Source organism: Streptomyces sp. NBC_01006 (genome assembly GCF_045162725.1).
In the GTDB taxonomy this organism is placed as follows: Bacteria; Actinomycetota; Actinomycetes; order Streptomycetales; family Streptomycetaceae; genus Streptomyces.
In genome coordinates, this window is the sequence record NZ_CP108700.1 from 6,672,248 (window position 1) to 6,691,523 (window position 19,276).

The window sequence follows — 19,276 nt, forward strand, 5'->3', positions numbered from 1 at the left end:
GCCCGGCCGCCGGCGCGGCCGGCCGCGCGTTCAGAGCGCCGCCGGGTCCCGCCGTACGGCCGCCACGATGGGGGAGGTGCGGAACTCCCGGGCCAGTGCGGCCAGGGGCCGGGAGTCCAGCCGGTACGGCTCGGGCAGCCCCTGGTCGGCCGCGGCCGCCTCCCGGCGCCGGCAGGCCGCGGCGAGCATGGCCGCGTCGGCCACGACCGAGGCCCGCGACTCGCACATGCCCTGGCCGAGGGCGGCCTCGTACGCGACGCCCCGTACGGCCGGGTCGAACCAGCTGGCCAGGGCCAGGATCCCGTCGTCGATCACCGATTCGCGGTGGATCAGCCGGATCCCGATCGGCGACCACCAGGTCAGCGGCACCGTCGTCACGCTCGACGCGGCGAAGCCGCGCAGCGCCTTCCACAGCGGGTGCAGCCGCCGGTACCTGCTGAAGTCCCGCCAGGCCGCCGAGCCGCCGACCAGCGGGACGATGAACCCCGAGCCCACCATCAGGGCGGCGGCGGAGGCGAACGGCGGGGCCACGTACGTGGACAGGCCGTCCCAGTCGCGGCCCGCCCAGCGGGCGCCCACCGCCGCCCACTTCGTGACCAGGTAGCCCAAGTCCAGCGCCCCGCCGAGCACGATCAGGGCCAGTCCGGTGCGCAGCGGGCGCAGCGAGGGACGGACGCGCAGCAGCCACTTCCAGCACAGCAGGGTCAGCGTCGAACTGCCCACGGTGTGCGCGAGCAGGTAGCAGACGATCATCTCGCGCAGCCAGGGCGTGTTCGCGTAGTACGTGTCCAGGTCGCGCAGGCGCTCCACGGGCGCGTCGCCGATGGTGAACAGGACGACGATGAGCAGCGTGACCGCGCCGAACACGGCCACCGTCAGCCGGGTGGCCCGGCGTACGACGGCGGGCGGGCCGCCGCCCCACTGCAGGACCAGGACGATGCACGACCCCGAGAACGCGGTCAGCACGCTGTACACCAGCGGGGCCGAGAAGTTGACGATGCCGGTGAGCCGGTTGACCGCGGAGATCGTCGGCGGCGCCGCCAGGAACATGACGAGGCAGCCGACGACGAGCAGGGTGCAGACGGCCCGCATGAGCGGCTGGTCCCAGCCCCGGCGCAGGGTCGGCGCCTTGATCAGCAGCGCCAGGATCATCACCGACCCGGGAACGTAGAGGATGAGACCGTCGTTCATCGCGCCTGACCGACGGGACCCACGGGATCGACCGGGCCGGACCCCTGGTCGAGCCCCGAGACGGCCCGCTCCGCCGCGGTCAGCGGCGGCGCCTTCAGCGCACCCCGGTCCGAGGCGCGCAGCACGCGCCAGACCACCGAGGGGCGCAGCCAGTACGCGGGCGTCCTGCTCATGGTGATGACCTGGAGGAACGCGGCGGTCAGCGCCTCCCGGGTGGTGGCCCCGGTCATCAGCCGGTTGACGTACGCGTTGAGCAGCCCGATACCGGCCCGCGGCTTCATGCCGGTGGCCCCCGGATACAGGATGTCCTGCGAGGTGGCCAGCTCCCAGGCGGTGGACACCTGCGGGACGAGCGCGCGCTGCGCCTCGCGGCCGAAGGAGGGATGGGCGAGGCCCTGGGTGCGCAGCAGGGTCCGTACGGCCAGCAGCCCCTGCGCGGCGACGGTCATGCCCTGCCCGTACAGGGGGTTGAAGGTGGCGACGGAGTCGCCGACGGCGAAGAACCCGTCGGGCAGGTCCGCCTTCTCGAAGTAGACCCGGCGGTTGGCGGTGCCCTGGGTGACGGCTATGTCGGTCAGGGGCTTCCTGCCGTCGAGGAGATCGCCGACGATCGGGTCGCGCAGGCCCTTGGCGAACGGGATGAACCGGTCGGGGTCGCCGGTGGGCTGGCCTCCGCGGGTGCCGGACAGGGTGGCCTGCCACTGGCCGTTCTCGATGGGGACGATCGTCGCGGTCTGGCCGGGTACGTACACCCGCGGATCGGACTGCACGTTGACGATGGGGAAGCCCATCTCGTGGGCCCCGGCGGGGGCTTCGAAGATCCGGGTCGCGTACACCAGGCCGGAGTCGACCTGAGCCTGTCTGATCCCGCCGACCCCCAGCTCCTGGAGCCAGGCCCGGGCCCGGGAGCCGCGCCCGCTCGCGTCGACGACGAGGTCGGCGGTCACCAGCCGGTTCTGCTCCCCGGGGGTGTCGACACGGACGCCGGTGACGCGGGCCGCCGTGCCCTCCAGGGCCCGTACGCGGCTCTGCTGGAGCGTGGTGACACCGCGCAGGCCGGTCACCCGGGCACGGACCACCGCGTCGAGGAGGTCGCGGCTGCACGAGATGTTGAACTGCTTCTCCCCGCAGCGCGGGATCCAGCCCTGGGCGGTCATGGTGACCAGGTCGGTGGGCAGGCTGCGGCGGATCGCGCCGGCCGCCGTCCACGCCTCGGTGATGCCCGGCAGTATCTTCTCGATGGCGCGCGCCCCGCCCGACCACATGACGTGGACGTGCCGGGCCTGCGGGAGCCCGCGCCGCGGCGCCGGGCTGTCGGGCAGCGTGTCGGCGTCGATGATCGTGACCGTCGCGTGCTCGGCGAGCACGGCCGCCGCGAGCAGGCCGGCCATGCTGCCGCCGATGACGACGGCGTGGCGGGGCGGGGAGGACTGGGTCATCGTGGTGCTCTCTGTCGGGGCCGTGCGGGGGCAACGGCGCGCGTGAGGTGCGTCGGGAGGGGGAGGCGCCGGTCACCGGGGCGTCATCGGTACGCCGCGGGGGCGTGCACTCAACGGCCCCAGCCGAGCGAGGTCTTGATGCGCTCGATCGCCTCGGGGAACCGCTCCTCGCGGGGCTCCGGCAAGTACGCCTTGAGGACTTGGCCGAGGTACAGGCCGAAGGTCTCGGCCCGGATCTCCGCCGGATCCTCCCGGTCGGCGCGAGCGGCCGCCTGCCGGACCACGCTGCCCAGTCCGGTCTCCGAGTGCAGCAGCTCCGCGAGGTCGCCCCGGTCTCCGGTGAGCCGGGCCGCCACGGCCATGCCCGGGCCGTGGCTGTCGCAGGTGCCCTCCTCCAGGTGCCATAACTCGTGGCAGGCGATCACGAGTTGGTGCTCGGGCCGGGTGCGCTCCTCGATGACGAGCAGGTCGCGCTCCTCCATCTCCAGCCACAGCCCGCTGGCCGTATCGGGTGGGAATCCGGCGAACCGGAACTCCACCGGCCGGCCGCCGCGCCTGCGGGCGTACGCGGCGCACAGGCTCCCGATGATCTCGGCGGCATCTGCCGGCCGCGCCAAACGCGCTTCCGCCAGCAGATCTCCGCCGAGTTTCCGCATGGTCCGTGTGGTCCTCATGGCGCTCCCCCCTCGGCAGCCTTCCGGTCGTCCGGTACCGCCGTGCGGCCCGCGCTCTCGCGTGTCAGCTGTCCCTCGCGTGCCAGCAGGTCGTCGAGGTGGTCGGCCAGCGACTTCCAGCCCGCCGGGGAGAGCCGCCCGGCGCGCGTGACGATGCTCCGTACATCGTGCGCCCGCAGGACGGCCAGCATCGGGTTCTCCGTGCAGCGTTCGGCGGATTCCAGCTCCTGCTCGATCCCGGCGAGGGCGGTGGCGAGCGCCTCGGTGTCGTCGGCCAGCAGGAAGCCGCCGTCGACCCCGTAGAAGCGCTGGATCCCGGCGGCCGCCGCGAGGTTGGGCAGGCCCTCGCCGCGCGCGAGGCGGGTCAGCGACTGCCCCGACGCGTAGAAGGAATGGGCTATGGCGGCGAGGGAGTGGGCCTGGCCGTCCGCGCGCGGCCGGGTGCGCCGCAGGTGCTCGAACCGCCGGCGGACCTGCTCCTTCAGCGGCAGCCGGGGCGGTGCGCCGTCGAGGGTGAGCCGGATGTCCTGCGGGTCCATGCCCGTCAGGTACGAGAGGTGCCCGAGGTCCGCCGAGGAGCCGGCGCGGGTGGTGGCGAGGGCGTGTTCCACGGCGCACTGGCTGTCGGCGAGGAGGAAGCCGGCGTAGACCCCGAAGAACCGCTGCACGCCTGCGGCGTGGCCCAGCCGGGGCAGTCCGGTGCCCGCGTTGAGGGGGCCGAGGGAGGCGCCGGGCGCCTGGAAGTCCTCCGCGATGGCGGCCAGCGACCACTCCCGGCCGTGCTTGTCACGGCGGGTGGCCCGCAGCCGCAGGAAGCGCCGGTGCACCCGCAGGCACAGGGGCACTTCGGGTGCGGTCCCGGCCACGACCTGCGGGATGCGCGCCGGATCGACCCCGCACAGCCGGCTCAGCCGCTCCGGGCACAGCACCTCGGCCGGATCCCTGCCGCTCCGCTCGGCCAGTGCCGCGACTCGGGCCCAGGTGGAGGCCAGATCGGGTCGGTCGGCGGCTGGCACCGTGAGGTTCTCCGTATGTCGAGAGGACGTTCGAGAGCTTCGGCTGGGTGCAGCGTAGCCCTCCGCCCGGCACCGAAACAGGAGAATCCCAACGTTTCTTGCGATGTGAGTCAAAGAAGGTTGGCACGCCACGCGCCGCCACGCCGACCTCAACCGGCATGACCTGGGAGGTAATCGACCGGGGCGGGGGGCGGCGGCACAGTGGGAGCAGCGGGTTCCGGAGCCGCGCACTCGGCCCCGGGGCCCGTCTCCCGACTCCCCGCGCCCACGACTCCCGACGGAGGCTGATCCGCCATGTCCGCGACCCTGCTCGGCAGCATCGCCCGCACCACCGTCCCGCAGACCGCGCTGCGCCGCTTCCTCGCCCTCGACGGCGTGGTCACCGCCGGGAACGGCCTCGCGTACGCCGCCTTCGGCGCCCCGCTCGGCCGGCTGCTCGGAGTCGGGCAGGGTGCCCTGCTCGGACTCGGCCTGTTCCTGACCCTCTACGGGGCCGGCGTCGGCACGCTGGCCTCCCGCCGCCGGCCGCCGGTCCTCGCGGTGAAGTTCGTCATCGAGGCCAACTGGGCCTGGGCGGCCCTCAGCCTTGTCTCGCTCCCTCTCTGGGACGCCCCCACCACCGCCGGACTGGTGTGGATCCCGGCCCAGGCCCTCGTCGTCGCCGCATTCGCCTGCGTCCAGCGGCTGGCGCTGCGGGCGGGCGCCTCAGGGCCCCAGTGAACGCAGGTACTTCGCCGTCGCCGCGTCGGCCGGGAGCAGCGTCTCGATGGCCAGCTCGGCGACGGTCACGTCCATCGGCGTGTTGAACGTCGCGATCGAGGACACGAAGGAGAGCAGGTGCCCGTCGTGCTCGATCAGCAGCGGCAGCGCGATGTACGCGGCGCCCCCACCGGGCTCGGGCTCGGCGCCGGCGGCGACCACGGCGGCGACCCCGGCCCCGGCGTCCTGCGGTCCGGCTCCGGCGGGATACCCGGACACCTCCTCGTACAGCGCGCGCAGCGGCGCCGAGCGCGACAGTGCGATCTGCCGCTCCATCTGGGCCAACAGGTGCCCGCGCCACTCCCGGAGGTTGCGGATCCGCGGGGCCAGGCCCTCCGGGTGCAAGGTGATCCGCATGGCGTTCAGCGGCGGGACCAGCAGGTGCTCGGGCAGCGCTTCGAGCAGCATCGCGATGCCGCGGTTGGCCGCGACGACGTCGTACGTGGCGTCCACGATCAGCGCCGGATACGGCTCGTAGCCGGTCAGCAGCCGCTCCAGGCCCTCGCGCAGCGTCCCCATCGACGGGTCGTCCAGCGGGGTCTGCGCGTAGTGCGGGGCGTAACCCGCCGCGAGCAGCAGCGTGTTGCGCTCGCGGACCGGCACGTCGAGGTGGTCCGCGAGCCGCAGGACCATCTCCTTGCTCGGCCGGGACCGGCCGGTCTCGATGAAGCTGATGTGCCGGGACGAGGAGTCGGCGCGGCCCGCCAGCTCCAGCTGGCTGATGCCGCGCCGCTCCCGCCAGGTGCGCAGCAGGGCTCCGACGGACGGGGTCGAGGTCATGCGCACGACGTTAGCCGAGCGGGCCCGCGCCGCGGCTCAGCCCAGGTCGAAGACGTTGCGCAGGCCGAGCCGGTACCGCCACAGGTCGTGCCGCCTGAAGGACTCCACCTCCGGGGCCCGGTACATCGGCAGGACCGCGCACCGCTGGGCCGTCGAACCATCGTGCTCCAGCAGGGCGTTGACGGCGGCCCGGGCCGAGGCGTTGGCGCCCTCCATCGTCGCGAGGTCGATGCCGACGGCCACGTAGTCCCCGCTGAGGAAGAAGTTGGGGATGCGGGTGTCCGCGCTCGGCCGGTTGTGGAAGGTGCCGGTGGGGTGGATCAGCAGCTGGTCCTGGTTGGTCGGGTTCGGGGTACCGAGCCCGTCCACCCCCGGGTCCAGGAACCACGAGTGCAGGGTGCGGTCCGTCAGCAGGGTCTTCCCGGTGTCGTTGAGGGAGGCCTTCAGCTGCGCCCACACCTCGCGGGCGACCTCGTCGCGGGTGCACTGCTTGGCCGTCTTCCCGTACAGGATCCCCGGCTTGTCCCAGTCCGAGATGTCCACCGACAGGCAGTCCACCGCCACCCCGTCCCCGTAGTCGGCCGGAAAATCGCGGGCCGGCCAGTGCTCGGCCTGCTGGATCGCCGTCAACGACCAGGGCGAGTCGATGCAGTTGAGGTGACCGTGGACGAGGGGCGCGCGCTCGGTGAGATAGAACTGGATGCCGGTCATCCAGTCGGTCTCCAGCCGGTCGCAGCGGCCCAGCATCGGGTCCGCGGCGCGCAGTCCGGCACTCCAGGAGCGCCGTGCGTGTTCGACCGGCAGTGCGCTGACGTAGTGGTCGGCGGTGACGGTCTGCCGGACCCCGGCCGGGTCCAGGACACCGACCCCGCTCACCCGGCCGTTCCCGTACTGCACCTCCTGCACCGTCCAGCCGATCCTGAACTCCACGCCGAGCATGTGCAGATGGGCCTCCCAGGGGTCGATCCAGGCCTCGTTCGTCGGCAGGTTGAGGATCCGGTCCGGCGGCCCGTCCGCACCGCGTCCCAGCGCGTTGAAGACGAAGGCCTCGCCCAGGGTGCCGACGGTGCGGGTGGAGGCCTCCTCGGCCTTGGTCGCGACGATGTTGCGGGTGATGCCGACGGCGAGGATGCGCTGGTACTCGTCCGACATCTGCGCGGCCCGTACGAACTCCCACCAGGGGGTGTTCTCCCAGACCTCGTCGCGGCGCTCGTCGCAGCTGGTGAGGAAGACCAGCACGCGGTCGACGAAGTACGCGGTCTCGTGCGGCGGCAGCCTGACCAGCGACTGGAGGATGCCGGTGAGGGCGCGGCGGATCTCGTCGGGCGTCAGCGAGGTGGGGGAGTGGCCGGGCCAGGGGATGGGGGCGCGCAGGTCCTCGCGCCCGGCGGCCCGGGCGAACATCATCTCGGGCGGGGCGACGAGGTTGTCCCACACGCCGTGGGCGTTGCCGGGGAACGGGATGCGCCGCATGGTGTCCGGCAGGTTGTGGTAGATGCCCGGGATGAAGCGGAAGCCGTGCTCGGCGGGCAGCGGCCGGCGGCCGCCGCGGGCGCTGCCGGGGACGTCCATGCTGCGGGCCTTGCCGCCGAGCGCGCGGCGCTCGTACACGGTGACGGCGTAGCCGCGCTCGGCGAGTTCGTGGGCGGCGGTGAGTCCGGCGACCCCGCCGCCGAGGACGGCGACCCGGCGGCCGGCGGCCTGGGCGTGGGCGGGGGTGGGGGCGGCCAGGGCCCCGGTGGCTCCCAGTGCCCCGGCGGTGGCCGCCGCTCCCGCGCCCGCGATGAACGTACGTCTCGAACTGCCCGTGCGCGTCATGAGGAAGCCCCTTCGTCCGGACGTGTTCGTCCAGCAAGACGTTACCGGCGGTAACAGTCACGTCCGGCGCAGGAGCTTAAGGGCGGCACCCTCGACCCGGAAGGCGCGGAAGTACCCGCACGCACTATGGCGCGAAACCTTCCCTCCGGCGGGCGCTGTGGGAACCTTGACTCCACGTCAGAAGTCGGGTCCGAACGGTGAAGGAGCATGCCGATGGCAGACGAACCGCTTTCGCAGAAGGAGATCGAGGACCGGTTGCGGGAGCTCCCCGGCTGGGCGTTCGAGGACGACCGGATCAACCGCACGTACCGGCTGGGCACCCACTTCGCGGCGAGCGCCCTCGTCGCCCACATCGCCGCGGTCCAGGAGGAGTTGAACCACCACTCCGATCTGACCCTCGGCTACAACACGGTCCGGCTGTCCGTGAACACGCACAGCGCGGGCGACGCCGTCACCGGCGCCGACTTCGCGCTCGCCGAACGCGTCGAGGCCCTCGCCCCCGCACACGGCGCGAGCTGACACGAGCGGTCACGAGCGGACACGTCCGCGCGGTCCGGTCCCCCACCTCCTCAGACGGGATCGAGCCGCCACCACTGGACGGGGGAGTCGGTGTCCTCGCACTGGCGGGCCCGGCCCTCCTCGTCCGCCTCCAGCGGCAGGCCGCTGATACAGGCGATCAGGGACACCACCCCGGGATCGTCGAGATGCTCCTCGACGATCCACTCCTGCGCCCCGAACGCGTTCGCCCGCCACACCTGGACCCGGGTGCCGCTCTCCGTCGACGCGTTCGCGACGTCCAGCCGCTTGTCGTTGTGGACGCTGACGATGTGCACGATCCCGCCGCCGCTGTGGACCGGCGAGATCCGCCACTGCCGGGCCGCCGGCGGCGCGGGCGGGCCGTCCGGGCCCACCCCCACCCGGGTACTGCCCTCCAGCTGGAGCAGCAGGCCGCTGGCGACGTTCCGGATCCGGTAGACCCCGTCGGGCAGGTTCATCCGCGGCTCAGATGTCGAAGACGGCCGGGTCCGGCCCGATCCGCCCGGCCGAGGGACCCCGGCCCAGCGCGTCCAGCGAGGCGAGATCGGCGGAGTCCAGCTCGAAGCCGAACACGTCCAGGTTCTCCCGGATCCGCGCCGGGGTCACCGACTTCGGGATCACGACGTTCCCGAGCTGCAGGTGCCAGCGCAGCACCACCTGGGCGGGGGAGCGCCCGTGCCGGGCGGCGGTCTCGACGACCGCCGGGAGCGTCAGCAGCTCCTTGCCCTGGCCGAGCGGGGACCAGGCCTCGGTGGCGATGCCGAGCTTCGAGTGCAGGGCGCGCAGCTCGGCCTGCGGGAAGAGCGGGTGCAGCTCGACCTGGTTCACGGCCGGGACCAGCGCGCTCTCGGTGCCGAGCCGCTCCAGGTCGGCGGGGCGGAAGTTCGACACGCCGACGGAGCGGGCGCGGCCGCTCTCCGCGATCTCCTCGAACGCCTTCCAGATGGTGAGGAAGTCGTCGCGCATCGGGCGCGGCCAGTGGATCAGGTACAGGTCGAGGTGGTCGAGGCCCAGCTTGGCGAGGGAGCGGTCGAGCGCGCGCAGCACGTCGTCGCGCTGCCAGGTCCGGGAGCGGTCGTTCCACAGCTTGGTGGTGACGAACAGCTCCTCGCGCGGCACCCCGGAGGCGGCGATCGCCCGGCCGGTGCCCGCCTCGTTGCGGTAGGCGGCCGCCGTGTCGATGCTCCGGTACCCCGCCTCCAGCGCGGCCCCGACCGCCTGCGCGGCCTCGGAGTCCGGGACCTGGAAGACGCCGTACCCGAGCTGGGGCATGAGCGTGCCGTTGTTCAGCCGGATGGCGGGGACGTCGTTCACGTCTGGCTGTTCCCTCGGTTCGGCGGGCTGGGGCGTACGGGTGTACGGGCCTACGGGGCGTGCAGGCGGACGAGGGGTGAGATCCGGCCGCCGCGGCGAGCGTATTCCGGCCAGAGCGGCGCACGCGGACCGGACACACCGTCAGGACGCCCCCAGATAGGCCTCGCGGACCAGCGGATCGGACCGGATCCCGGCCGGTGAGCCCTCGGCTAGGACGCTTCCGAGGTCCAGGACCACCACCCGCGTGCAGAGCTCCATGACGAACGCCACGTCGTGCTCCACCAGCAGCACCGCGCACCCCTCCTCCTCGGCCAGCCGGCGGACGACCCCCGCGAGCTGCCCGCGCTCGGGCGCCGAGAGACCGGACGCGGGCTCGTCCAGCAGCAGCACGCGCGGCGGGTCGGCCACCGCGCGGGCCAGCTCGACCATGCGGGCCTGCCCGACCGGCAGCCCGCCCGCGTACGCCGCCCCCAGCGCGCCGATCCCGCAGGACGCCAGCACCCGCTCGCCGCGCGCCCGTCGCTCCCGCTCCCGACGGCGCCGCGTCGGCGCCCCGAGGAGGTCGGCGGCGAGCCCGCCCCCGCCGCCGCGCCACTCCTGCGCGACCAGCAGGTTCTCGGCCACGCTGAGCTGCCCGAACAGCTGCTGCCGCTGGAACGTCCGGCGCATCCCGTGCCGGGCCCGCCAGACCGGGGAGCGGCGGGTGATGTCCGCCCCGTCGAGCAGCATCCGCCCCAGGTCGGGCCGCCGGATCCCGGACAGGACGTCGAACAGGGTGGTCTTCCCGGCCCCGTTGGGTCCGATCAGCCCGCACACCTCCCCGGCCCGGACCCCGAGGTCCACCCCGCTCAGTGCCTTCACGCCACCGAACCGGACGCTGATGCCGGAACCCTCCAGTACGTACGGCGCCGCCGTCATGTCGCCCTCCCCAGGTAGGCCGCGGTGAGCCGGTCGGCCTCCACCTCGGCGCGCGGCCCGCACCAGGTGACCCGGCCCCGGGAGAGGTACGCGACGGTGTCGGCGACCCCGAGGATCCCGGCGGCCTTCTCCTCGACCAGCAGCAGCGCGGTCCCGGCGTCCCGGAGCTCGGTGAGCAGCGCGTACACCTCCTGCACCACCCTCGGGGCCAGCCCCATCGACGGCTCGTCGGCGATCAACACCTCGGGCGGCCGCTGCAGCAGCGGAGCGAGGGCCAGCATCTGCTGCTCCCCACCGGACAGGGCCCCGGCAGCCACCCCCCGCCGCTCGGCGAGCCGGGGGAAGCGGTCGTAGACGCAGGTCCGCGCGTCCGCCTCGCGGAGGTACAGCGCGAGGTTCTCCTCGACGGTCAGCGCCGGGAAGATCCCCCGCCCCTCGGGGGCCAGCAGCACCCCGCTGCGGGCCCGCCACACGGGCCCGTCACGGGTCGCGTCCCGCCCCCGTACGAGGACCGCTCCGTCCTCGGCGGGCAGGAGTCCGGCGGCCACCCGGCAGGCGGTGCTCTTCCCGGCCCCGTTCGGCCCGAGCACGACGAGGATCTCCCCCTTCCGGACGGCGAGATCGACCCCGTGCAGTACGAGCCCGCCGTCGTACCCGGCGGTGACCCCGCGCAGCTCCAGGGCGGGCCGGGCGGGGCCGTGCCCGGCGTCCGAGGCGCGGGGGCCCGGGGGCAGAGCCCCCACAAGGGGCCCGGAAAGCCCCGCAGGCCCCGGCTCCCGCTCCGGCCCCGTCCCGGCAGGCCCCGTACCCCCGCCGGAGGCTCCGGCACCCCCGCCGGCGGTACCCGTACCCCCGCCGACGGCCCTGACCCGCCGCCTCGCCCACCGCACCGGAACCGCGGCGCAATACCCGTCCGGATCGTTGGCCAAGGCCAACCCCGCCAGCCCGAACAGGATCACCGGCAGGTGCGCGGACTGCGTCACGTAGTCCGCCAGGAGCCGCGGGGCCACCGCGAAGACCACCCCCGCCACCACCGCGTACTGCGGCCGCCGGACCCCCGCCGCCACCACCACCGCCAGCCAGACCAGCCCCGTCATGGCCGTGAAGTCCGTCGCCGTGATCCGGGTGTTGTACGAAGCGACCAGCACGCCCCCGAACCCCGCCAGCCCCGCCGACACCGTGAACAGCAGCAGCTTCGTCCGCAGTACGGACACCCCCGAGGCCATCGCCGCCGCCGGCGCCGACCGCACGGCCAGCATCGCCCGCCCCGACGGGGAGTTCCGCAGCGCGCTCAGCCCGGCCCCGCACAGCGCGACGACCACCACCAGCGCCACCCCCAACGCCCGGTCGTCGCCGAGATCCACCGGCCCGAACACCGGCCGCGGAACGGACCACCCGGAGTCCCCGTTCCGCAGCCACCGCATCTGGAACAGCACCTGGTCCGCGAGGAACGCCAGCGCCAGCGTCGCCAGGGCCAGCGTCCGCCCGCCCAGCCGCAGCGCCGGCAGCGCGACCAGCGCCCCGAGCACCGCCGCCACGCACGTGCCCACCGCCAGCGCCGCCACGAACGGCCAGCCCCGGCTCATCAGCAGCCCCGCCACCAGCGCGGCCCCGGTCACGAACGTGCCCTGCGCGAGCGAGACCATCGCCCCGAGCCCGGTCACCACGGTGAAGGACATGAACACCAGCCCGAGGGCCAGCCCTTGTGCGAGCAGCCCGCTCCAGAACGGCGTGGTCACGGTGTAGAAGGCCACGCCCAACGCCCCGGCGGCCACCGCCCACACCCCCCACCGGCGCCCCCACGAAGCCCCCGCCAGATGGTCCGCGGGAGCCGTGTCCGGGCCGCCCGCGTCCCCTGCCGCAGTCCCCGCCGTCCGCCCCCGCCGGGCCAGTACCAGCAGCCCGCCGAACAGGATCAGGAACGGCACCGCCGTCCGGAACCCGGTGATCCCCTCGGCGAACGAGGCGTACCCGGCCACCAGGTTCTGCAGCACCCCCGGCCCCAGCCCACCCGCGAACGCGAGCGGTACGGACGCGAACCGCCCGATCACCGCCGCCGTCGCCGAGACGAACAGGAACAGGGTGAAGTCGTGCGCCGACAGCCCCAGCAGCGGCGTCGCCAGCACCCCCGCCAGCCCCGCCAGCGCGGACGAGATCATCCAGGCCACCGAGGACAGCCGGTCGGCGCTGATCCCGCGCAGCTCGGTCAGCGAGCGGTTGTCGACGGCCGCCCGCAGCTGCAGCCCCAGCCGCGTGTGCCCCATCAGCACCCACAGGCCCACCGCGACCACCGCCGTCACCACCCACGTGATCAGCTGGTCGGAGTCGATGCCCACCCCGTCGAGCAGCTGCCAGCTCCGGGCCGGGCTCGGCCCCACCCCCGGCAGCCCGAACTGGTTCTCGGCGGGTTTCACCGGCGCGCCCGCGTCCCCCAGCAGCTCCACGGCCCACAGCCCGGCCGCAGGCAGGGCCACCAGCAGCCCGATCGTGGCCACGATCTGCGCCGTCTCGCCGACCCGCGCGAGCCGCCGGAACATCAGCCGGTCCAGTCCCCACCCGAGCCCTGGGGCCAGTACGCACACCACCAGCAGGGCCGCCCGGACCGCCGGCCAGCCCAGCCCGGAGTGCAGCTCGTAGAAGGTCAGCGCGCACAGGTAGGCGGTGGCCCCGTGCGCGAAGTTGAACAGCCCGGACGCCGAGTACGACAGCACCAGCCCGGTGGCCAGCAGTGCGTACAGGGCGCCGGAGACCAGACCGCTCAGCACGAAGACGAGCAGATCTCCCATGCCGTCGCCCCTACTTGAAGGGGATGGGCTGACGGCACGAGAAGGGTACGGAGACCTCGTACGCCCCGCCGCGCAGCTGGACCAGCGCCCCGCAGCCGAAGCTGTCCTTCTGCCCCTTGGGCTCCGAGCGGTCGCCGACGAGCGTGCCGGTGTCGGAGAAGCCCTGCGCGGCGGCCTGGAAGGACTCGACGGTCAGCTCCTTGCCCGCCTTCTGCGCGATGGAGACGAACAGGTCGGCCGACATGTAGCCGGTCAGTGTGTGCATGCTGATCGGCACGTCCTGCCCGCCCGAGGCCGCCTTGATGTCGGCCTTGAACCGGTCCATCTTCGGGTCCGCCGACTCGAACGGCTGGAACTGCAGCAGGACGTGCACCCCGTCGAGGGCCTGCTTGGTGGCGTCCTTGGCGAGCAGTCCGGGGTCGTAGTCGGTCGGGTCGGAGAGCAGTCCCTGATAGCCGCTGCGCTTGAGCGCGGTGAACAGGCCGATGTTGTTCGGGGTCTGCATGACCGAGACGACGGCGTCGGGCGCCTTGCCGTCGTTGCTCTGAAGGATCTCCTTCACGTACGCCGACCAGTCGCTCGGCACCGCCGTCGCGGGTACGGAGGCCTTGGCGTAGGCGACCTTGAACCCGGCGGCGGCGAAGCCCTGCTGGAAGGTGCGGATGCCGAACTTCCCGGCGTCGCTGTCGTTGGCGATGACCGCGACGGACTTGCCCTGCGCGCCGCCGAGGAGCTGGCCGATGCCTTCGGGCCAGGTCTGGTTGAGGGTGCCGCCGGGGGAGGGGACCAGGCAGCCGTTGAACCCGTAGATGTACTTGGGCCCGCAGAAGGAGGGCAGAGTGCCCCAGCCGAAGGTGGGGACCTTCTCCTGTTCCAGGAAGTCGGCGCCCGAGAAGGTGACCGAGCTCATCGGGGCGACCGCGAAGACCTTGTCCTGCTGGACGAGTTTGCGGGCGGCGGCCATGTTCTTGCCGGGGTCCTGCCCGTCGTCCTCCGCGCCCAGGTAGTCGATCTTGCGTCCGTTGATCCCGCCCTCGGCGTTGGCCCTCAGGTACCGGGCCTTCGCGCCGAGGTCGGTGTCCTTCTTGCTGTACCCGCCGGCGGAGGTCATGGAGACGATCCCGCCGACCTTGATCGAGTCGGCGGTCACGCCGCGGGAGTTCCCGGCGGACCCGGGCTTGCCGGGGGAGGCGCTGCCGGAGGTGCTGTTGGAGGCGGAGTTGCAGGCGGATACGAGCGCGAGCGCCGCCGCCGCGGCGGCCAGGGTGCGGATCGGTCGCAGCATGTGTGGGATCCCCTCCGGTCGGAATCCCCGCATTCTGTGGGCGACCTGACGACTCGTCAATATCGCTGACGAGAAGAGATGACGGATCGTCGGCTAGTGGTGGAGGGGACCCGTCAGGGCTGGTAGAGGGCCGCCACCTCTTGCGCGTACGCCTTCTCGATCGCCCGCCGCTTCAGCTTCAACGAGGGCGTCAGCAGCCCGCGTTCCTCCGTGAACTGCTCCGCCAGCACCCGGAAGGTGCGGATCGCCTCGGCCTGCGAGACCAGCGTGTTCGCGGCCACCACCGCCCGCCGCACCTCCGCCGTCAGATCCGGGTCGTGGATCAGCTGGGCCGCCGGCAGCTGCGGACGCCCGCGCATCGACAGCCAGTGCGCGATCCCCTCCATGTCCAGCGTGAGCAGGGCGGCCACGTACGGCCGGTCGTTGCCGACCAGTACGCACTGCGCGACCAGCGGATGTGAACGCACCCGCTCCTCCAGGGCGGTCGGGGAGACGCTCTTGCCGTTGGAGGTCACCAGGATCTCCTTCTTGCGCCCGGTGATCGTGAGGTACCCGTCCTCGTCCAGGCGCCCCAGGTCCCCGGTCGCCAGCCAGCCGTCCCGCAGCACCGCCTCCGTGGAGCGCGGGTCGTTCAGGTACCCGGCGAACACATGGTTCCCGTGCAGCCACACCTCCCCGTCGTCGGCGATGTGCACCGTACTGCCCGGGATCGGCCGGCCCACCGTGCCGTACTTCGTCGCGCCCGGCGGGTTCGCGGTGGCCGCCGCGCTGGACTCGGTCAGGCCGTAGCCCTCGAACACCGTGATCCCGGCCCCGTCGAAGAACAGCCCGAGGCGGCGCGACATCGCCGACCCGCCCGACATGGCGTGCCGCACCCGGCCGCCCATCGCCTCGCGGACCTTCCCGTACACCAGCTTCTCGAAGAGCTGGTGTTCCATGCGCAGCCCCGCCGAGGGGCCCGGCCCGGTCCCGAACGCCTTCTGCTCGCGCGCCTCCGCGTACCGTACGGCCGTCTCGACCGCCCGGTCGAAGGGACCCGTACGACCCTCCGCCTCCGCCTTGCGGCGGGCCGCCGCGAAGACCTTCTCGAAGACGTACGGGACCCCCAGCACGAACGTCGGCCGGAACGCGGCGAGGTCCGGCAGCAACTCGGCCGCCGCCAGCACCGGCTGGTGCCCCAGCTTGACCCGCGCCCGGACGGCCGCCACCTCCACCATCCGCCCGAAGACGTGGGCGAGCGGCAGGAACAACAGGGTGGAGGGCTGCTCCCCCGGCCCCGCCTGGAAGACGGACTCCCAGCGGGCCACCATCGTGTCGGCCTCGTACATGAAATTGCCGTGCGTGAGCACGCAGCCCTTGGGGCGCCCGGTGGTCCCCGAGGTGTAGATGACGGTGGCGACGGCGTCGGGGGTGACCGCGGCGCGGTGCCGGTGCACCAGGTCCTCCGCGACCCCGTGGCCGTCCGCGACGAGCGCGTCGACGGCCCCGGCGTCGAGCTGCCACAGCCGCCGCAGGTGCGGGAGCCGCTCGATGACGGACCCGACGGTCATGGCCTGGTCCTCGTCCTCGACGACGCAGGCGGTGCAGTCGGAGTCCAGGAGGATCCAGTGCACCTGCTCGACGGAGGAGGTCGGGTAGACGGGCACGGGCTGGGCGCCGATCGCCCACAGGGCGAAGTCGAACAGGGTCCACTCGTACCGGGTCCGGGACATGACGGCGACCCGCTCCCCGAACCGGATCCCCTGGGCCAGCAGCCCCTTCGCCAGCGCGAGCACCTCGGCGGCGAGCTCCCCGGAGGTCACGTCCCGCCAGACCCCGTCGGTCTTGCGCCCGAGCACCACCCGGCCGGGATCCTCCTGGGCATGGTGGAACACGGCGTCGGCGAGCCCGCCGACGGGCGCCGCAGCAACGACTGGTGGGACGGTGATCTCGCGCATGCCCCGCTCCTCTCCGCGCAGCGCGGCGACGCTACCCCACACCTCACCAGGGTTGATCACCGAGCGAAGACCTCCACAAGACCTCCCCAGGGAGGTGTGCAGGCCCGGGGATAGGGAAACTCCCCGCCCCGCCACCCCGGAAACACCGAACGCCGCCCCGATCCCGCGCCGGGCGGGACGCGGCGGCGCGCGTACACGGGTACGAGGCGGCTCAGTTCGGCGCGAAGGAGTCCAGCGCCGCGTCGAAGTGGCTCCGCGCCTCCGGGAGCCGGCCGACGGGCGCGGACACCCAGACGTCGTACATGCGCCCGTTCTCCTCCCAGCAGACGTCGAAGGTGTGCCGGGCGCCTTCGGCGGCGGTGAAGCCGTTCCAGGTGAACTCCCACAGGGCGGCGGGCAGTCCGTTGTGCGTGGTCGGTACGACCGAGCCGTCTCGGTAGCCGGGGTTGGTGGCCGGGCCGCTCGCGTGCGAGAGCCGCATGACGGTGACCGGCCCTTCGGAGGCCGCGGGCTTCGCCTTGACGCCGATCCGGAAGGCCCCGTCCGGGGACACGTAGAAGACCCGCTGGTCGTCGGTGCTGCGCTGGAAGCCGTTCGGTACGGCCAGGCTGAAGCCCTCGGCGTCGGACACCGTCCGGTACCCGGCGGGCGCGGGCTTGGCGCCGGCGCCAAGTGCGGAGACGGACGAAGGGGAAGGGGAAGGGGAAGGGGAAGGGGAAGGGGAAGGGGAAGGGGAAGGGGAAGGGGAAGAGGGGGTCCGGGCCGGGGCGGACGCGGTGGCGGGCGCCGACTCCCGTGCGCCGTCCGCCGACCGCTCGCCGAACTGGGAGGTGACGGCCACGGCGCCGGCGACCGCGACGGCGAACAGCGCGGCGATCAGCCCCGCCCGGAGAGCGGGCCGGGTCCGCCGCGCCGGGGCGGACGGCGGTACGACGTGCTCGGTGGGCGAGTGGCCGCCCGCGGCGCCGGGGCCGCCGGGGCCGCCCGCGCCGGACGCGGTCCCGGTCGCCGAGGCGCTCTCCGTGGCCGGCCCGGGCGCCCGGTCGGCCACGGCGGGGACCGCTCCGGTGCTCACGTAGGCCGACAGCAGCCGCTCCGCCTCAGCCGCTTCCATCCGCCGCTCCGGAAGGCGTTCCAGCAGGCCGCGGATGACCGGGGTCAGCGGCCCCGCCTGCGCCGGCGGCCGGATCTCGGCGTACACGACGGCATGCAGCACCCCGCCGAGCGAATCACGGTGGAACGGTGACTTCCCGGTCAGCGCCGCGCACAGCAGGACCCCGAGCGACCACAGGTCGGATGCGGGGCCCGCGGCCGCTCCCTGCATCCGCTCGGGCGAGGTGTACTCGGGAGAGCCGACGAGCGCGCCGGTCTCGCTGATGGTGGTGGACCCGGCGAGCCGCGCGATGCCGAAGTCGGTGAGCACGACCCGCCCCGTCCCCGCCTCCAGGAGCACGTTGGCCGGCTTGACGTCCCGGTGGAGCACCCCGCGGGCGTGCGCCGCGCGCAGGGCGCCGAGCAGGGCCAGCCCCGTCCGTGCGGTCTCGGCGGGACCCAGCGGCCCCTCGGCGGCGAGCCGGTCGGCCAGCGAGCCGCCCTCGACGAGTTCCATGACGATGTGGGGGCGCCCGTCGTGCTCCACGACGTCGTGCACCACCACCACGTGCGGATGCCTGACCTGCGCGACGGTCCGGGCCTCCCGCAGGGCGCCCTTGGCCTCCGTGCCCCCGTCGACATGGAGCTCCTTGACGGCGACGAGACGCCCGAGGAGCTCGTCGGAGGCCTGCCAGACGGTCCCCATACCGCCGCGCCCCAACCGCCTCTCCAGGCGGTACCGTCCGGCGATCACGATGCTGCGGTCCGGCCCGTCGTGCGACACGTTGCTTCCCCTCCGACCCCGTGCGCCCATGATGCCGCACCACCGGATCCCCGGCGAACAAGCACCGGAAACGCAAAAGAACCCCACCGAAGTGGGGTTCCTGCTGGTGTCCGAGGGGGGACTTGAACCCCCACGCCCGATAAAGGGCACTAGCACCTCAAGCTAGCGCGTCTGCCATTCCGCCACCCGGACCAGGTGGTCGGCCCCGGTTTCCCGCGGCGACAAGGACAACAATAGCAAAGGATCGGCGTGCTTCCGACCAGGTATTCGGGCCGGGCCGCTCGCTGACCTGCACGCATGTCCCCGGCGGGTCAGCGAGACCCCGCGTCTCGCGGGTCAGCGGGCCGATTCGGCGTGCCCGGCCCTCAGCCAGTCGTCGTTGTGCTGCCACGCGTAGAGGGTGGTGCCGTCCATGTACGCGTAGTAGAGGCCGCAGCGCGCGGTGGCCTTCGCCCGGGCGTCCTTCGGGAACCAGTCCTCCTCGAGCGGGACCTGCTGCGCCCTCGGCCGCGGCTCGGTCGTGCACTCGGCCGGGAGCCGGTCGTCCGGCAGGGTCGCCTTCAGGAGCCGATCACCGCCGGTCGTCCGCATCGCGTACCGCACCGACTCCGCCTCGTCCGCCAGCCAGCGCGGGACCGAGGCCCGGGCCGACTTCGCCTCGGCCCCCGTCGCGTACGCGTTCGTCTCCCGGTGGCGGTTCCCGTACCAGTCGGCCGCGGCCGGGAGGGCGACGACGATCGCGAGCCCCACGGCCGAGAGGACTGCGGCGGTGGTCAGGATGACGGACCTGCGGATCATGGGGCTTTCGCTTCCCTCGGCGACTGGCTTGCGGTGTTCCTCATCCTCCGCCCCCGCCCGGGGCGGCGCGTCCTTCCGCCGGGCGGGATCCGCGTACATCTCAGGTCGTACGGCCCGCGCGGCGACCCGGATGCCGATACCCGCTGGA

At 73.4% G+C, this 19,276-nt stretch carries 16 protein-coding genes and 1 tRNA gene; 2 read left to right on the plus strand and 15 right to left on the minus strand.

Annotation, left to right across the window (positions count from 1 at the left end):
- Nucleotides 1-30: 30 nt before the first annotated feature.
- From OG509_RS30230 to OG509_RS30245, 4 genes are all read right to left on the minus strand, one after another.
- Nucleotides 31-1,191, minus strand: coding sequence for an MAB_1171c family putative transporter (locus OG509_RS30230; protein WP_406185755.1), 1,161 nt, complete (start codon nt 1,189-1,191; stop codon nt 31-33).
- Entirely contained in the window at nt 1,188-2,630 is a 1,443-nt protein-coding gene (locus OG509_RS30235) for an NAD(P)/FAD-dependent oxidoreductase (protein WP_406185756.1), read from the minus strand. Before OG509_RS30235 ends, OG509_RS30230 begins: the two co-directional genes overlap by 4 nt.
- A 110-nt stretch (nt 2,631-2,740) precedes the next feature.
- Nucleotides 2,741-3,304, minus strand: coding sequence for a toxin-antitoxin system, toxin component (locus tag OG509_RS30240; RefSeq protein ID WP_406185758.1), 564 nt, complete (start codon nt 3,302-3,304; stop codon nt 2,741-2,743).
- Nucleotides 3,301-4,320, minus strand: coding sequence for a hypothetical protein (locus OG509_RS30245; protein WP_406185759.1), 1,020 nt, complete (start codon nt 4,318-4,320; stop codon nt 3,301-3,303). Before OG509_RS30245 ends, OG509_RS30240 begins: the two co-directional genes overlap by 4 nt.
- A gap of 294 nt (nt 4,321-4,614) precedes the next feature.
- On the opposite strand from OG509_RS30245, the gene OG509_RS30250 reads away from it, so the two are divergent.
- A complete protein-coding gene (locus tag OG509_RS30250) occupies nt 4,615-5,040 on the plus strand; it encodes a hypothetical protein (RefSeq protein WP_406185760.1) in 426 nt (141 codons plus the stop codon).
- Here the strand turns inward: OG509_RS30250 and OG509_RS30255 are convergent.
- Both OG509_RS30255 and OG509_RS30260 read right to left on the minus strand, forming a co-directional pair.
- Entirely contained in the window at nt 5,026-5,859 is an 834-nt protein-coding gene (locus OG509_RS30255) for a helix-turn-helix domain-containing protein (protein WP_406185761.1), read from the minus strand. The genes OG509_RS30250 and OG509_RS30255 overlap by 15 nt on opposite strands.
- 36 nt (nt 5,860-5,895) lie before the next feature.
- Nucleotides 5,896-7,677 (minus strand): FAD-dependent oxidoreductase, encoded by a 1,782-nt coding sequence (locus OG509_RS30260; protein ID WP_406185763.1) that lies wholly within the window; start codon nt 7,675-7,677, stop codon nt 5,896-5,898.
- Between the two features lie 213 nt (nt 7,678-7,890).
- Here OG509_RS30260 and OG509_RS30265 point away from each other — a divergent pair, with 213 nt between their 5' ends.
- The gene (locus tag OG509_RS30265; protein WP_385588755.1) at nt 7,891-8,196 is read left to right on the plus strand and encodes a 4a-hydroxytetrahydrobiopterin dehydratase; all 306 of its coding nucleotides are present in this window, start codon (nt 7,891-7,893) and stop codon (nt 8,194-8,196) included.
- A gap of 50 nt (nt 8,197-8,246) precedes the next feature.
- Here the strand turns inward: OG509_RS30265 and OG509_RS30270 are convergent, their stop codons facing one another.
- The 9 genes from OG509_RS30270 to OG509_RS30310 all read right to left on the minus strand — a co-directional run bounded on the left by OG509_RS30270 (nt 8,247) and on the right by OG509_RS30310 (nt 19,128).
- Entirely contained in the window at nt 8,247-8,672 is a 426-nt protein-coding gene (locus tag OG509_RS30270) for an RICIN domain-containing protein (RefSeq protein WP_406185765.1), read from the minus strand.
- A gap of 7 nt (nt 8,673-8,679) precedes the next feature.
- Nucleotides 8,680-9,528, minus strand: a complete 849-nt coding sequence (locus OG509_RS30275) for an aldo/keto reductase (protein ID WP_406185766.1) — start codon at nt 9,526-9,528, stop codon at nt 8,680-8,682.
- A gap of 141 nt (nt 9,529-9,669) precedes the next feature.
- Nucleotides 9,670-10,446, minus strand: a complete 777-nt coding sequence (locus tag OG509_RS30280; RefSeq protein WP_406185767.1) for an ABC transporter ATP-binding protein — start codon at nt 10,444-10,446, stop codon at nt 9,670-9,672.
- Nucleotides 10,443-13,232: an ABC transporter permease subunit gene (locus OG509_RS30285; RefSeq protein ID WP_406185768.1), complete on the minus strand. Its 2,790-nt coding sequence runs from the start codon at nt 13,230-13,232 to the stop codon at nt 10,443-10,445. Before OG509_RS30285 ends, OG509_RS30280 begins: the two co-directional genes overlap by 4 nt.
- A 10-nt stretch (nt 13,233-13,242) precedes the next feature.
- Entirely contained in the window at nt 13,243-14,517 is a 1,275-nt protein-coding gene (locus OG509_RS30290; protein WP_406185769.1) for an ABC transporter substrate-binding protein, read from the minus strand.
- Nucleotides 14,518-14,630: 113 nt separating this feature from the next.
- Nucleotides 14,631-16,454: an AMP-dependent synthetase/ligase gene (locus tag OG509_RS30295; protein ID WP_406185770.1), complete on the minus strand. Its 1,824-nt coding sequence runs from the start codon at nt 16,452-16,454 to the stop codon at nt 14,631-14,633.
- Nucleotides 16,455-16,665: 211 nt separating this feature from the next.
- On the minus strand, nt 16,666-18,360 hold the full coding sequence (locus OG509_RS30300; protein WP_406185771.1) for a protein kinase domain-containing protein: 1,695 nt from the start codon (nt 18,358-18,360) through the stop codon (nt 16,666-16,668).
- A gap of 74 nt (nt 18,361-18,434) precedes the next feature.
- A tRNA-Leu gene (locus OG509_RS30305) sits at nt 18,435-18,522 on the minus strand.
- A gap of 144 nt (nt 18,523-18,666) precedes the next feature.
- On the minus strand, nt 18,667-19,128 hold the full coding sequence (locus OG509_RS30310) for a hypothetical protein (RefSeq protein WP_406185773.1): 462 nt from the start codon (nt 19,126-19,128) through the stop codon (nt 18,667-18,669).
- Between the last annotated feature and the right edge of the window lie 148 nt (nt 19,129-19,276).

Bases quoted from the DNA above. Each gene is read 5' to 3' on its own strand.
- OG509_RS30230 (WP_406185755.1), bottom strand. From the start codon at position 1,191: ATGAACGACGGTCTCATCCTCTACGTTCCCGGGTCGGTGATGATCCTG.
- OG509_RS30235 (WP_406185756.1), bottom strand. From the start codon at position 2,630: ATGACCCAGTCCTCCCCGCCCCGCCACGCCGTCGTCATCGGCGGCAGC.
- OG509_RS30240 (WP_406185758.1), bottom strand. From the start codon at position 3,304: ATGAGGACCACACGGACCATGCGGAAACTCGGCGGAGATCTGCTGGCG.
- OG509_RS30250 (WP_406185760.1), top strand. From the start codon at position 4,615: ATGTCCGCGACCCTGCTCGGCAGCATCGCCCGCACCACCGTCCCGCAG.
- OG509_RS30255 (WP_406185761.1), bottom strand. From the start codon at position 5,859: ATGACCTCGACCCCGTCCGTCGGAGCCCTGCTGCGCACCTGGCGGGAG.
- OG509_RS30260 (WP_406185763.1), bottom strand. From the start codon at position 7,677: ATGACGCGCACGGGCAGTTCGAGACGTACGTTCATCGCGGGCGCGGGA.
- OG509_RS30265 (WP_385588755.1), top strand. From the start codon at position 7,891: ATGGCAGACGAACCGCTTTCGCAGAAGGAGATCGAGGACCGGTTGCGG.
- OG509_RS30270 (WP_406185765.1), bottom strand. From the start codon at position 8,672: ATGAACCTGCCCGACGGGGTCTACCGGATCCGGAACGTCGCCAGCGGC.
- OG509_RS30280 (WP_406185767.1), bottom strand. From the start codon at position 10,446: ATGACGGCGGCGCCGTACGTACTGGAGGGTTCCGGCATCAGCGTCCGG.
- OG509_RS30285 (WP_406185768.1), bottom strand. From the start codon at position 13,232: ATGGGAGATCTGCTCGTCTTCGTGCTGAGCGGTCTGGTCTCCGGCGCC.
- OG509_RS30290 (WP_406185769.1), bottom strand. From the start codon at position 14,517: ATGCTGCGACCGATCCGCACCCTGGCCGCCGCGGCGGCGGCGCTCGCG.
- OG509_RS30295 (WP_406185770.1), bottom strand. From the start codon at position 16,454: ATGCGCGAGATCACCGTCCCACCAGTCGTTGCTGCGGCGCCCGTCGGC.
- OG509_RS30300 (WP_406185771.1), bottom strand. From the start codon at position 18,360: ATGGGCGCACGGGGTCGGAGGGGAAGCAACGTGTCGCACGACGGGCCG.
- OG509_RS30310 (WP_406185773.1), bottom strand. From the start codon at position 19,128: ATGATCCGCAGGTCCGTCATCCTGACCACCGCCGCAGTCCTCTCGGCC.